The organism is Pedobacter sp. AJM, assembly GCF_002197755.1.
Classification (GTDB): Bacteria; Bacteroidota; Bacteroidia; order Sphingobacteriales; family Sphingobacteriaceae; genus Pedobacter.
The window spans coordinates 89,287-102,805 of record NZ_NHOT01000009.1 but is presented as its reverse complement, the minus strand read 5'-3'; the positions used below and the strand labels follow the sequence as shown (position 1 = coordinate 102,805).

Below are 13,519 nucleotides of genomic sequence, written 5' to 3'. Positions count from 1 at the left end.
CGGTAAAAACACGATTATCAATGTGTTAAATCAGTCATACTAAATACTAATTATCCAGATCATCTGATTGAAGGATAGGTTGCGGGACAGCAGGAAGGCTAAAATTAAAAACAGAACCTTTTAAAATTTCACTTTCCACCCATATCTTGCCATTGTGTCTTTTCACAATCTCTGCACAAAGATAAAGACCAATTCCGAAGCCAGCTATGGATTTGGTATTGTGTTTTTCTACCCGGTAATAGCGCTCAAATAAATGAGGAATATCCGAGGCTTCTATGCCCATCCCTTCATCACGAACACTAATCACCGAACCTTGCTTGTCGGAAATGCAGGAAATCCGTACTTCTGTACCCATTGGCGAATATTTAATGGCATTGCTGATAAAATTGTTAATTACCTGCCCGATTTTATCTTTATCCGCATTCACCCAGGCAGTTTCCACCGGATCAAAAATGACGGTATGTCCGTCAGCATTTAAAATGGTATCGTCTTCAATTTCACGGATAAGTACACTAATATCAAAAAGTTCTTTTTCTATGTAAATTTTTCCTGATTCCAGTCTGGATACATTCAGAAAACCATTGATCATTCTGGTCATCTTGGTGATTTGTTTGTCTGCCTTATCCAGAATATTTTTAGTGAGGATATCATCGATCCGCTGTGTTTTCAGTTGCAGGAGCTGCACAAACCCTTTTAATGAGGTAAGCGGCGTTTTAAGCTCATGACTTACCATTCCTATAAAATCATCCTTCCGTATATTGTCCTCTTTTTCTTCCGTGATATCCAGAATGGTACCTGAGAAATGGCCATCAGGTTCTTCTTCGGTTTTATAATGTTTTCCGGTTGATTTAACCCATCGGATCAGTCCGTCATTGCGTTTAATAATGGTATATTCCATATCAAAAACGAGATCCTCTTTAATCACCGCTTCTGCTGAACGGATGACCTGCTGCCGGAATTCAATACCTACCTGATCAATTACAGACTGAAAAGTCATTTCCTCATCATTGCCATAACCAAAAATTTCCTTCAGTCTGGCGGATGCCCACATTTTACCAGAAGTGCCATCAATGGTATAGGTTCCAAGCTTAGCCTGTTCAATCGCGCTACTCTGTTTCTGCTCACTCTGTGCTAAGCGGATGTAGGATGCACGAAGATCGTGACTCACTTCTTCCACCTTTTTTCTGGCCATTACCTGTTCGGTGATATCAATGGCCATATTAATGACACCGGTAATTCTGCCGCTTTCAATCAAAGGGCAATAAGTGAAATTATAATAGCAGGTGATTTCCTTGTTTTTGCGAATCAGTTGTATCGCGTGTTCATTCACGTAAATGGTTTCACCAGTGCGGTACACTTTCTGTAATAACCCGTAAGCGGGCTGTTTGTCAAACTCAGGGATTGCGGAAAGGATCGGTTGGTGCAGGATGTTGGCTTCCTGTCGTAAAAGCTCAAGCATAGGCGGATTAATTGCCTCAACCTGAAAATAATTACCTTTAAATAAGGCCATGGCAATGGGTGCCTGCTGAATGAGCATATGACTTCGCTGTTCGGCTAGAACAGAGCGCTCAAGCAATGCAGCATTTAGCTTTTCTGATTTTTCAAGCAAAGCCATTTTCCGGCGTAACTCCATCTTATCCATCACCTGCTTGGCCAGAATTTTTAAAGCCATACGCTGTGATTCGCTGAGTTTTCTTGATACAGAATCAATTACACAAAGTGAACCAATTGGGAAACCCTCTTCATTAATCAGCGGTACGCCAGCATAAAAAGCAATGTAAGGCTGCCCCGTTACAAGTGGGTTATGCATAAACCGTACATCTTTTTTGGCATCTTCAATTTCCATTAGTTCATAAGGATCCTGAATGGCATGTGCGCAGAAAGAATAATCCCTGTGGGTTTCTGTCACGTCCAGTCCTTTCCTGGATTTAAACCATTGCCTTTTCTCATCAACCAGACTAACCAGGGCAATGGGAGAATTACAAATAATGGAAGAAAGTTCTGTCAGATCATCAAACTCGCGTTCCGATAATGTATCCAGAATATGATAGGATTGCAACGCTTTTAAGCGCTCAATTTCATTAGCAGGCTGTGGCACAAACGACATTTAATTTATGAATCATAGTTGATCAAATATTATTGATTGAACCAGTAAAATTAATGGATATTTAATTCTCTGTCATTAACCTGATAAACTCAAAAAGATTTATGGGTTAATGGCTGACCGAAATAACATAAAAGGGGCTAAAATGTTTGACCTGGAAGGCTAATCATTACGTTTATTTAACAGACTTTTAAGTGATCTGGCCAGAATATCAACCGCATTTTCCATCTCGTTCAGATTCATGCTGCCAAACCCCAGGCGGGTGGCGATCATATTTTTGGTTTGGTACAAAATGGTTTTGGGTAAAAACAGACCATTTTCAGCACATTTTTGCTGCATTTTAATGAGGTTAAAATGATCTAGCCATTCTATCCAGACGGCCAGGCCGCGTGTGGGAATATTAAACCGGATTCTTCCCTTCAGTTTATCGTTCAGCAAGCGTACAAAAGCATCACGCCGTGCTTTATAAATAAGTTTATTTTTTTTCGAAAGCCGGTGCACTTCCCCATCCTGAATCCAGTTTGTTAAAACCTGTTCTTTCATTACATCTATCCCTGGTTCCAGAATCCGCTGGTGCTTTTCCAGTTCTTTGATAAATGCGGCAGGCGCGGTAATAAAACCATAGCCAAAACCAGCAGGCAGTGATCTGGCAAACGACCCCAGGTAAACCACATGCTCATTTGCATCTATGGCTGCCAAAGGCAAAACAGGGTTACTATCCAGGTGAAAATCAAAGTCGTAATCATCTTCCACAATTACAAAACCGTATTGATGGGCCAATTCCAGCATTTCCATCCGTCTTTTGGCACTCAGCAAAATCGTACTGGGGTAATGATAAATGGAGGTGAGGTAAACCATTCTGATTTTTTGTGTTTCACATACTTTCTTTAACGCGGCTAAATGCAGTCCCTCTTCATCCACAGCAACAGGAATGATCTTTGCGCCACTGTCAGTTAAGGTCATATTGGATAAATAATAGCCTGGTGAACCCACTACTACATAATCACCTTCCGAAAGGAGTAATTTCGCCACAAGATACAGGCTTACTTCATGGCTGCTGGTGGTCAGAAGATTGGATTCAGAAATCCGCAGACCACGTGTAAGGTTTAAGAAGTTGAAAAACTGTTTTTTAAAATGCTGGTGAGCCTGTGTTTGTATTTGCGCCCAGGGTTCGCGGACTTTCTGCCGTTTCAGTTTTGACACATATAGCCTTGCCACGATATCAGTATGAACCAGCCTTATATCAGGCAATCCATCATTAAACTGCAAAGGCAAATCACTCCATTCTACCGGGTTTTCTAGTACGGATGAGCATTTAAAACTAAAACCACCTACTGCTTTATTGCTTTTTTCAGCTTTTGAAATCTCCCTTTTACCCTGATACTGCTTTTGATCTGATAAAATAAAAGTACCCTGATTGGGCCTGATCTCGATAAAACCCTGTGCTTCCAGATCCTGGAAAGCTTTAATCAGCGTATTTCTATTCACCAAAAGGATTTTACATAATATCCGTGTACCCGGAAGTTTTGTACCTTCAGGAAGCAAACCCAGTTGAATTGCCTTAATAAACTCAAAAATAATTTGCAGGTAAACTGGCGTAGCATCCTCAGCCTTGAGTTGAATAAAACTTTTAAAGGGAATTTGAACCGGACTATCCATTATATTAAAACTGGTATACTTTAGTGGTACGGCAAGGTAGTACTTTTGCCGAAAATTATAACAAATGAAAAAAATTTACCTGGCTTTATCACTCTTCTGGTGTACTAACTTATATGCCCAGCAAAAGCAAGATACCGTAATCACTTTTAAAGACGTGGTCATTAATGAAAATGGCTTTCATACACCCATATCCAAGCAAAACAGAAACGTGTATATCATTGATCAGGCCATGATTGCTAAACTGCCCGGACGTACCATTCAGGAACTTTTGCAATATGCCAATGGTGTAGACTTAAGGCAAAGAGGTCCCTTTGGCAGTCAGGCAGACATTAGCATTGATGGCGGAAGTTTTGAGCAAACGGTTGTGCTGTTAAATGGAGTCAAAATTATAGATACGCAAACGGCCCATAATATGCTCAACCTCCCTATTCCGGTAGAAGCTATTGAGCGCATTGAAATTGTTCGCGGACCAGCTGCCCGGATTTACGGCATCAACAGCCTAACCGGGGCCATTAACATCATTACTAAAAAATTTACCAAATCAGGCTTTCTGATTGACTCCTATGCGGGTTCAAATTTCAAAAAAAATGCTGAAGGTAACGGGAAAACATTTTATGGTGCTGGTGTTCAGGCCGGAGCAGTGTTAAGTCAAAAAAATAATCAGCATGCTATCTTTGGTTCACGCGATCAAAGCAATGGTTACCGTTTTAATACCCAGTTTGAAAACCTCAAATTACTTTATCAGGGCAATATTCAGATTGATAGTGCAAATGAAATTATGACTTCATTTGGTTATACCAAAAATGAATTCGGTGCCAATGGATTTTATGCCGCTCCAGGTGACCGGAATTCTACCGAAGCAGTACAAACCACATTGGCAAGTGTACAATCGAAACATAAACTTTCAGAAAAATGGCTGCTGATGCCCAGATTGAGTTATCGCTATAATTTTGATGATTACCGCTATTTTGGCAATACCAATCCTAATGCAGGGGTAAGCAGGCATGCTACCCATTCACTTGCAGCAGAAGTAAACAGTACCTATAAAACCAAAAGTGGTGAATGGGGATTGGGTGCAGAAGTAAGAAGTGATGCCATTAATTCCTCCAACATTGGCAAACACCAAAGAGAAAATATGGGTATGTATGCACAGTACAGAACTTTCCTCACCGAAAAACTGAATGTTAATCTGGGATCTTACGTGAATTATAACACATCTTACAAATGGCAGGTCTATCCGGGGCTTGATGCCAGTTACGCTTTTACGGAAGTTTTCAAAGTTATAGGAAGTATTGGTACCAGCCAGAGACTGCCATCATTTACTGACCTCTATCTAAACCAACGACCTGGAAACATTGGCAATCCAAATGTCGTCCCTGAAAATGCATTCCAGGGCGAAACGGGTTTTAAGATTTTAAAAGGAGATTTCACCTTCAATTCTAGCTTTTTCTACAGGCGAATTACAAATTTTATCGATTACACCAGATTGGTCAGTACAGAACCATTTGAAGCCAACAATGTAGGCAACCTGATGACCAAGGGGTTCAATCTGCGATCCAACTATAGCCTTGAAATGACAGAAAATGCGAAGGTGAATATCAATCTGGCCTATTCTTATCTTCAATCCAGATTTGGAGGCATGCAGCCAGGAATTGCTTCTAAATACCAGCTGGCTTCCTTAAAACACCAGGTAACCAATACCGTTGATTTTAAATACCATAATTTCACTTTATTGGTGGCCACACGTTTTAATCAGCGACTGTCAGGATCAAGCTATTGGATCAATGATCTGCGGGTTAGTCAGTCTATTCAGAAATTTACCATATACCTGGATGCGCAAAACATTTTCGACACCCAATATTTCGAAATCGGTACTATTCCGCTCCCATCCCGTTGGGTAAGCCTGGGGGTAAAATTCGTAAGCTTTTAAAGTTGCGCGAATGATGTGATTTCCTGGTTTTGATTTATGGTTTATAGTTCATCAGATTTCTGAAACTTAAAAAATTTGAGCGGGTTATAAAGATAAACCTAAACATCATCATGGAAAACGAAAAAATGAGCAGACGAAAGGCACTGGGTGGCCTGAGTTTAGCAATGGCTGCCGTTGCAGCTTCTCCTATTTTAAGCAATGCCGCAGTGCCGGAAGATACAAAATTCGGCCCTGCGGATTTGCAAGATCCCACTACAAAATACCCGCGCCCGCCCTTTACACATCAAAACCAACCCTGGCCGGCGCTGGCAAGCAAAATGGATCCCAAACCAGATCATGGTGAAACCAGCTACAAAGGATCAGGCCGTTTAGCAGGTAGAAAAGCACTGATTACCGGTGGTGATTCGGGTATGGGCAGAGCTGCGGCAATTGCCTATGCACGTGAAGGTGCCGACGTAGCCATTAACTATCTGCCACAGGAAGAACCTGATGCACGGGAAGTAGTAGAACTGATTAAAAAAGCCGGCCGGAAAGCCTTTGCTATTCCGGGAGATATCAGGGATGAAAACTTTTGCAAAAAACTGGTAGATGAAGCGGCCAGACAATTGGGTGGCTTAGATATCGTAATCAGTAATGCCGCCCGTCAACAATCTAATCCCTCTATTACAGACATTACCACTGAACAATTTGACTGGACCATTAAAACGAATATTTATGCGCCTTTCTGGATCATCAAGGCTGCATTGACCTATTTAAAACCAGGCTCATCCATTATCGGCACCACATCGGCACAGGCCACAGATCCTTCGGCAGATTTATATGATTATGCACAAACCAAGGCCGCTACCACCAATTTTGTGAAATCGCTGGCTAAACAACTCGGTCCGAGAGGAATACGCGTAAATGGTGTAGCACCTGGTCCCATCTGGACACCTTTGCAAATGGGTGGAGGATCTACACCAGAGAAATTAAAGGCATTTGGAAAGGATACACCGCTTGGCCGCCCCGGGCAACCTGCTGAATTGGCCTCCATTTATGTGCAATTGGCTGCAAATGATGCCAGTTTTTCTACCGGGCAGATTTATGGCGCAGCTGGCGGATCTGGTCAACCATAAACTAAAATGCACTGATCTTAAGAATAAGATTAGTGCATTTTATCACAAGGATTAAAGCCGTTGTATTTTCCCTGACAAGATATTTTAAAGTGAAGCATTTACGCCTGTAAAAAATTGATCTCAACCTCAGTTTTCAAAGCCCTAATCTTGATTTTAAAAAATAATCAGAAAAAAACACTACATTGTTCTTTAGAATATTAAAAAAACATTAAGTTTGTATTATACACTACTAAATCTATAGATTATGTATAATAAAACAAAGCTGTTTTATTTTCCGGCACAAAACTCATCGCGAATGCGAATGTATTGTTGCGGCGCATAATTTTCTCTTCTACCAATGCTTTATTTTCAACTATTAACTTTATTACAATGGCATCATCGTATCCAACCTTCACCCTATCAGAAAAACTCACCGATCAACAGGTAGAATTTTTTAATATTCATGGATTTATACACTTTAAAAATTTTATTACCCAACCAACCGTTGAATCCATTATACAGGCTTCAAAGGAAGTTCAGCAAAAATGGATTGATACTGACATCCAAAAGGTGAATGGTGTTCCTATAAAATATGGAAGAGATATAGATGGTGAAAAAATCGTACAACGTTTCGCTTTTATCAATCAGCACCATAAAACCTTAAGTGGATTATTAATGGATCCACGATTATCGGCTCTGCTGCCATTGGCTGGAGAAGATGCAAGATTAGGAGTGGAAGAAAAGGACGGGATGGTATTTAATCATTACGTTAACGGCCCGCAAAGTGGTTTCACTAAAATGGGTTGGCATACCGATGGTTTGAGGGATATTTTTTATGGCGGCAAACTAAACCCAATGCTAAATGTTGGTGTTCATTTAAGTACGCAAACAGAAGAAAACGGTGGTTTAAAAATTATTCCCGGTACTCACAAACAAAGTATCTACCAAATGCTTTTCCGTAAAAAATACTTTCTGGATAACCGCCCGGATAAAGATGAAATTTCCATTTTGCCTGAGGCCGGAGATTTGACTGTGCACGACGGGAGACTTTGGCACCGTGTGGCACAATCTTCACTTCGGGGTGAACCAAGCCGCAGAAGGGTGATCTACGTCCCGATCATTGCCGGAAAATACGTGCCTAAAAATGAGAATAGTCCAACGGTGTTTTATCAGCGTTTCGCTGGAATAGTCAAATAACGTATGCTAATAATCCTATTTTTAAGTTATCTTGCGCGAACGGGCAAACTCAAACGTCAGCTTAGCCTGATCAAGTCTTTGCCTGGAAAAATCAATGGAAAGCTGATCAGATCCAAAATGGCCATACTGGCTTGCCTCTTAGCTTTTGGTCAATAATGGAATGGAAAATAAGATAACAGAACGGGCACAGATTTTTGCAGACAGAAAACGAACAAATATCTTAAAGGCAGGGGAACAACAATTTATTCATTTTTTACTCAGGTATATACCGGCTTTTATTTCTCCAAATATCATGACCGGAGTAGGCATGTTTGGATCAGTTATCGTATGCACAGCCTTTCTTTTGGCTGCAAATTTCGGACATGCATTTTTACCGATCGGAATTATCGGACTTTTTATCAACTGGATTGGTGATTCGCTGGATGGAAGATTGGCTTATTATCGGGGTATCGCCCGAAAATGGTACGGATTTGCTCTAGACATCATCATGGATTGGCTCAGCATTATCCTGATTGGGATAGGATATTACTTTTATGCTACAGATTCCACCCGGATCTTAGGTTTCATCTTTGTGGTTTGCTACGGCTGGTCTATGATTATCTCATTGCTTCGATATAAAATTATAGGGGTTTACCGAATTGATGCAGGTCTTTTAGGCCCTACTGAACTCCGCGTCATTATTGCGATGATCTTGATACTGGAAACCGCTATTCCAGGCTCAATCACCTATTCTGCCCTGATCACCACAGTGATATTATTGGTAATTAACCTCAAAGATACCAATGCTTTACTGGATCTTGGAAATGAACGGGATCGCGAAGAAAGAGAAATAAAACCTTAAAAATTACTACGCAATCTATAAAGCTGTTGCTGATCAATCAGAAAATATCATGAGTAAAAAGAAATCGATTTTGGTTTTTCTGAAAGCACAGGTAGCTGCATTTGCCGGTGGAGTAACAGATTATGGCCTCATGATTCTTTTTACTGAAATGCTGGGTATTCACTTTACCATTTCTATTCTGCTTTCCGGCACATTGGGTGGCATTGTTAATTTTTGTATCAACAGGTTCTGGGCATTTAATGATGGTGCTGAATATGTTGCATCTCCAAAGAAACAACTCATCAAATTTGCAGTAGTCGTACTGGGAAGTATTTCCCTAAAATCAGCAGGAACTTATCTATTACAAAAGTTTTTTAATCTCGATTACCGCATCGGCCGACTATTGATAGACAGTCTTGTTTCTTACGGCTTTAATTACCCGATGATGAAATTTTGGGTATTTAAAACACAAGTGATGGAAACGGTACCCTGTGAATACGGTAATACCAATAAGCTGATAAATCAACGATAATAACTATCGGGCACACGACCAATAGACTTTATCATGATTCATCTGGGCCCATAGCCAACTGTTGTACCCATTCATATGCATTACCTTTTTTGCGTACATGCCCTAAGCCCGGCCATGGCAAATGATAAGAAAAAATCAGCGATCGTGATGCGGCTAAATCACTCATCACTTTTCTTCTGGTTTGTACCGCCTGGTTAAAATTGCTGTCTCCTTCGAAACCCCATTCTGGGTGGGCGACCACTAAAATTGCTGAATGAACCAAATCTGCAATATGATATAGCGATGCTTCATTCGAGAAAATTTTAGCCACACAATGACCTGGTGTATGGCCAGGTGCCAATTGCATGGTTATACAATCAACGATAGTATCTCCATCTTCAAAAAGATGTAATTGATCACTCAAAGCATTTATATTTTTTTTAGCCACATCTTTTACAAATTGGATTAGCTGCTGATCGGTAAGCTTACTTTTTGAAAAATCAGGATTTTCTGATAACCAGAAATCATGATCAATGCGTGATAAATAAACCTTTGCTTTTGGAAATAACAATTGATTTTCTGCACCTGTTAATCCGCCAATATGATCAGGGTGTGCATGTGTAATCACCACATCAGTTACGTCTTCCGGATTGATGCCAGCCTTTTGAAGGTTTTTAATCAATCCGCCAGACTGTTCGCCAAAATTTGCGCCACATCCGCTATCCAATAAAATCGTTCTGCCTTTCGATTTGATCACCAGAATATTAATGCCCAGTTCAATATGGTCTGTTGGAGCAAAGTTTCGCTCCAGTTCCTGTTCAACCCTACGGGAATTGATACCTGGCGCAAAATTCGGTTGAATAGGTTTCATTACAATTCGGCCATCGCTGACTACCATCAGGTCTAATTCACCAAGTTTAAACTGATGAAAGCTATTCCTTTTCTTCCCTATAGCGTTTAGCGGCTTAGCCACCAAACTTCTGATATCTGTAAACCCGATGAGTGCGAGTCCGGCAAATCTTAATAATGCTGTTCTTCTGTCCATTTTTTTTCTTCAAAGCTATCATATTGATATCTTTTCGTCAAGTATGTACTTTTAAGTATCCTACATACTTTTTGTATTCTATTGCTAAAAATCAGCTACATAAAATGAGAAAGGAAAAAGACGAACCTTATTGCGCCGTTGATTTTGCATTCCAAAGGATCGGCGGAAAATACCGTGGCAGAATTTTGTGGTACCTTCATTTACATCAGGTATTAAGATATGGAGAATTGAAAAGACTGCTTAATGGAATTACAACTAAAATGCTCACCCAAACATTAAGGGAACTCGAACAGGACGAAATGGTTAACCGTAAAGTATACCTGGAGGTTCCGCCAAAGGTTGAATATTCCCTAACAGCAAATGCCAAAGAGCTTATTCCGTTGATCAATGAACTAAGAGAATGGGCCGATCGCCGAATAATGGAAAATCCAAGAACTGGTACTAAAATGCCATGCTAGTGATATTATATTGTTGTTGAAACATCCATAAATTAAAAACTTAGTCTGGTCTCTATTGTTGCATAAATGAAATTGAAAGTCACTCCATAAAGTAATGGCAATAGATAAGCAGAGTAGCATGATCAGGGTTCGCGGAGCCAGAGAAAATAATTTAAAAGACATTAACTTAGACATTCCCCGGGATAAGCTGGTGGTATTTACAGGTGTATCCGGTTCGGGAAAATCTTCACTCGCCTTTGGAACCTTATATGCGGAAGCACAGCGAAGGTACCTGGAGTCTGTTTCTCCCTATGCCAGAAGATTATTTAACCAAATGAGTGTGCCGGATGTAGACACGATAGATGGTCTTCCACCGGCGGTAGCCCTCCAGCAACAACGGGGCGGAACAAGTACCAGGTCATCAGTAGGAAGCGTAACTACCTTGTCGAATTTAATGAGAATGCTTTTTTCCAGAGCAGGAGATTACCCTGAACACCAGGAAATTATATACGCAGAAGGCTTCTCTCCCAATACCCCCCAGGGTGCATGCCCTGAATGCCATGGACTGGGCAGTGTGTTTGAGATCACGGAAAGCACGATGGTGCCTAATGATCAGCTGACGATCCGGGAGCGGGCGATTGCATCATGGCCGCTGGCATGGCAAGGCCAGAATCAGCGGGATATCCTGGTATCTATGGGTTATAATGTTGATATTCCATGGAAAGACCTTCCAAAAAAAGATCGCGAATGGATTCTCTTTACAGAGGAAACGCCAACCGTTCCGGTATACCCGGGATACTCTCCAAAAGAAACTGCCGAAGCGATCAAAAACAAAAGAACACCCGATTACATGGGTACTTTCATCGGCGCGAAACCCTATATCCTTAAAACCTTTTCATCCAGCCAATCTGAGCTGATGAAGAAAAGGGTAAGTCAGTATATGCGAAGTGCTGTTTGTCCGCTTTGCGAAGGCAAGCGGCTTAAAAAAGAATCGTTATCAGTTAAATTTGATGGAAAGGATATTGCTACAATCTCCAGGCTATCTTTAGCTGAACTAGCCAAAATTTTCGAAAAGCATGCCCAGCTAGGAAAAGATAAACGATCGGCAGAAAAGCAAATTGTTACCGGTCGTATTTCTTCAGATATCCTATCGCGGATTAAAGTCATGCTCGAGCTTGGCCTTGGCTACCTGAGTATGGAGCGTACCACGCCTACCCTTTCTCCTGGTGAGCTTCAACGCCTGCGACTGGCTACCCAGGTACATTCTAATTTATTTGGGGTTATTTATGTGCTTGATGAACCTTCTGCCGGACTCCATCCTGCAGATACCAGGGCTTTATTGGGTATTCTTGACAAATTAAAGGCTGCCGGGAACACCATTTTTGTGGTGGAGCATGAGCTTGAGGTCATTAAACATGCCGACTGGATTATTGATGTGGGTCCTATGGCTGGTGAGGAGGGCGGTTACATTTTATACAGCGGACTGCCTGAGGGGCTAAAAAAAGTTAAAAGATCACAAACTTCAGCTTTCCTTTTTAATCAGGAAGTGAGGAAAATGACTAATCCACGAATACCTACAGGCTGGCTGAGCATCAAAGATGGGTCTCGGCACAACCTGAAAAATTTAAATATCGATTTCCCCCTTGGTGTGATGACTTGTGTAACCGGAATTTCTGGTTCTGGCAAAAGCAGTTTGGTAAGTCAGTTGCTGGTAGAACTAGTTGCTAAAGGCCTCCATCAAAAAACTGAAGATCAAACAGATGAAATTACAGATGGACCGCAAATTACTGATACGGGCTCCATTAAAGGAAGCATAACCGCAGGCCTGGAGCAACTGTCCAGGCTAATTGTAGTAGACCAGCGTCCGATTGGACGCACGCCCAGATCAAATCTGGCCACCTATACCGGCCTTTTTGATCATGTGAGAAAGCGTTTTGCTGAAGTTCCACTCGCCAAAAAGCGAAAATATGATGCGGGCCGGTTTTCATTTAACGTTGCAAAAGGACGCTGTCCACATTGCCTTGGTGAAGGTTTTGTAATGGTTGAATTGCTTTTTTTACCAAGCGTGTATACGCCCTGTCCTACCTGTAAAGGCACCAGGTATAATGCAGATACACTTGAAGTAATTTATAAGGAAAAAAACATTGCACAGGTATTGGAAATGACCGTAGCGGAAGCCTGCAACTTTTTTGATGAAGATCCGCTTATTTACCGGGCATTGGATATTGTCAGGGAAGTTGGGTTGGGATACCTCAAGCTGGGGCAGGCTGCAACAGAACTTTCAGGAGGCGAAGCGCAGCGTATTAAACTGGCAACCGAACTCCAAAAGAATCAGAAAGGATCTGCCATTTATATCCTGGATGAGCCAACTACAGGCTTGCATCCCGCAGATGTTGAACGGTTATTGATTCAGCTCCACAAACTTGCTGATGCAGGGAATACGATTGTACTGGTAGAACATGATATGCAGGTAATCGCACAAAGCGACTGGGTGATTGATGTTGGACCAGGTGCAGGTGATGCAGGTGGAAAAATAGTTTATACCGGAACTTTAAATGGACTTGCAAAATGTAAAAACAGCAAAACAGCACCATTTTTAGCGAACTATTTAAATGGGCAGTAATTTTGAACAAATCACTATTTTAGAATTATCCATCATTTAAAAAAAATCAAACACAATTCTTTATTACGCAAAAGAGCCTGAACCATCTTGCTGATGATC

At 41.2% G+C, this 13,519-nt stretch carries 10 protein-coding genes; 7 read left to right on the top strand and 3 right to left on the bottom strand.

From position 1 onward, the window contains the following. Positions 1 to 46: 46 nt before the first annotated feature. Positions 47 to 2,107, bottom strand: coding sequence for an ATP-binding protein (locus tag CBW18_RS16115; RefSeq protein WP_088302348.1), 2,061 nt, complete (start codon positions 2,105 to 2,107; stop codon positions 47 to 49). Positions 2,108 to 2,266: 159 nt separating this feature from the next. Further along, positions 2,267 to 3,763 carry a PLP-dependent aminotransferase family protein gene (locus tag CBW18_RS16110; protein WP_088302347.1) on the bottom strand — a complete coding sequence of 499 codons (1,497 nt, stop codon included), beginning with the start codon at positions 3,761 to 3,763 and terminating at the stop codon, positions 2,267 to 2,269. A 64-nt stretch (positions 3,764 to 3,827) separates the two neighbouring features. Between CBW18_RS16110 and CBW18_RS16105 the strand changes: the two genes are divergently transcribed. The 5 genes from CBW18_RS16105 to CBW18_RS16085 all read left to right on the top strand — a co-directional run bounded on the left by CBW18_RS16105 (position 3,828) and on the right by CBW18_RS16085 (position 9,336). Beyond that, positions 3,828 to 5,693 carry a TonB-dependent siderophore receptor gene (locus CBW18_RS16105; RefSeq protein ID WP_088302346.1) on the top strand — a complete coding sequence of 622 codons (1,866 nt, stop codon included), beginning with the start codon at positions 3,828 to 3,830 and terminating at the stop codon, positions 5,691 to 5,693. A 110-nt stretch (positions 5,694 to 5,803) separates the two neighbouring features. Next, positions 5,804 to 6,808 (top strand): SDR family oxidoreductase, encoded by a 1,005-nt coding sequence (locus tag CBW18_RS16100; protein WP_088302345.1) that lies wholly within the window; start codon positions 5,804 to 5,806, stop codon positions 6,806 to 6,808. A 369-nt stretch (positions 6,809 to 7,177) separates the two neighbouring features. Next, on the top strand, positions 7,178 to 7,984 hold the full coding sequence (locus CBW18_RS16095) for a phytanoyl-CoA dioxygenase family protein (RefSeq protein ID WP_088302344.1): 807 nt from the start codon (positions 7,178 to 7,180) through the stop codon (positions 7,982 to 7,984). Between the two features lie 160 nt (positions 7,985 to 8,144). Beyond that, complete coding sequence (locus CBW18_RS16090) at positions 8,145 to 8,825, top strand: CDP-alcohol phosphatidyltransferase family protein (protein ID WP_088302343.1); 681 nt, start codon at positions 8,145 to 8,147, stop codon at positions 8,823 to 8,825. 49 nt (positions 8,826 to 8,874) lie between these two features. After that, entirely contained in the window at positions 8,875 to 9,336 is a 462-nt protein-coding gene (locus tag CBW18_RS16085) for a GtrA family protein (RefSeq protein WP_088302342.1), read from the top strand. A gap of 31 nt (positions 9,337 to 9,367) precedes the next feature. Here the strand turns inward: CBW18_RS16085 and CBW18_RS16080 are convergent, their stop codons facing one another. Continuing rightward, positions 9,368 to 10,360 (bottom strand): MBL fold metallo-hydrolase, encoded by a 993-nt coding sequence (locus tag CBW18_RS16080; protein WP_088302341.1) that lies wholly within the window; start codon positions 10,358 to 10,360, stop codon positions 9,368 to 9,370. 104 nt (positions 10,361 to 10,464) lie between these two features. On the opposite strand from CBW18_RS16080, the gene CBW18_RS16075 reads away from it, so the two are divergent. Together CBW18_RS16075 and uvrA are read left to right on the top strand one after the other, a co-directional pair. Continuing rightward, positions 10,465 to 10,818, top strand: a complete 354-nt coding sequence (locus CBW18_RS16075; protein WP_088302340.1) for a helix-turn-helix domain-containing protein — start codon at positions 10,465 to 10,467, stop codon at positions 10,816 to 10,818. A gap of 94 nt (positions 10,819 to 10,912) precedes the next feature. Continuing rightward, entirely contained in the window at positions 10,913 to 13,420 is a 2,508-nt protein-coding gene (gene uvrA / locus CBW18_RS16070; protein WP_088302339.1) for an excinuclease ABC subunit UvrA, read from the top strand. Positions 13,421 to 13,519 lie beyond the last annotated feature (99 nt).

Coding starts and splice junctions, on each gene's coding strand:
- CBW18_RS16115 (WP_088302348.1), bottom strand. CDS start 2,107: ATGTCGTTTGTGCCACAGCCTGCTAATGAAATTGAGCGCTTAAAAGCG.
- CBW18_RS16110 (WP_088302347.1), bottom strand. CDS start 3,763: ATGGATAGTCCGGTTCAAATTCCCTTTAAAAGTTTTATTCAACTCAAG.
- CBW18_RS16105 (WP_088302346.1), top strand. CDS start 3,828: ATGAAAAAAATTTACCTGGCTTTATCACTCTTCTGGTGTACTAACTTA.
- CBW18_RS16100 (WP_088302345.1), top strand. CDS start 5,804: ATGGAAAACGAAAAAATGAGCAGACGAAAGGCACTGGGTGGCCTGAGT.
- CBW18_RS16095 (WP_088302344.1), top strand. CDS start 7,178: ATGGCATCATCGTATCCAACCTTCACCCTATCAGAAAAACTCACCGAT.
- CBW18_RS16090 (WP_088302343.1), top strand. CDS start 8,145: ATGGAAAATAAGATAACAGAACGGGCACAGATTTTTGCAGACAGAAAA.
- CBW18_RS16085 (WP_088302342.1), top strand. CDS start 8,875: ATGAGTAAAAAGAAATCGATTTTGGTTTTTCTGAAAGCACAGGTAGCT.
- CBW18_RS16080 (WP_088302341.1), bottom strand. CDS start 10,360: ATGGACAGAAGAACAGCATTATTAAGATTTGCCGGACTCGCACTCATC.
- CBW18_RS16075 (WP_088302340.1), top strand. CDS start 10,465: ATGAGAAAGGAAAAAGACGAACCTTATTGCGCCGTTGATTTTGCATTC.
- uvrA (WP_088302339.1), top strand. CDS start 10,913: ATGGCAATAGATAAGCAGAGTAGCATGATCAGGGTTCGCGGAGCCAGA.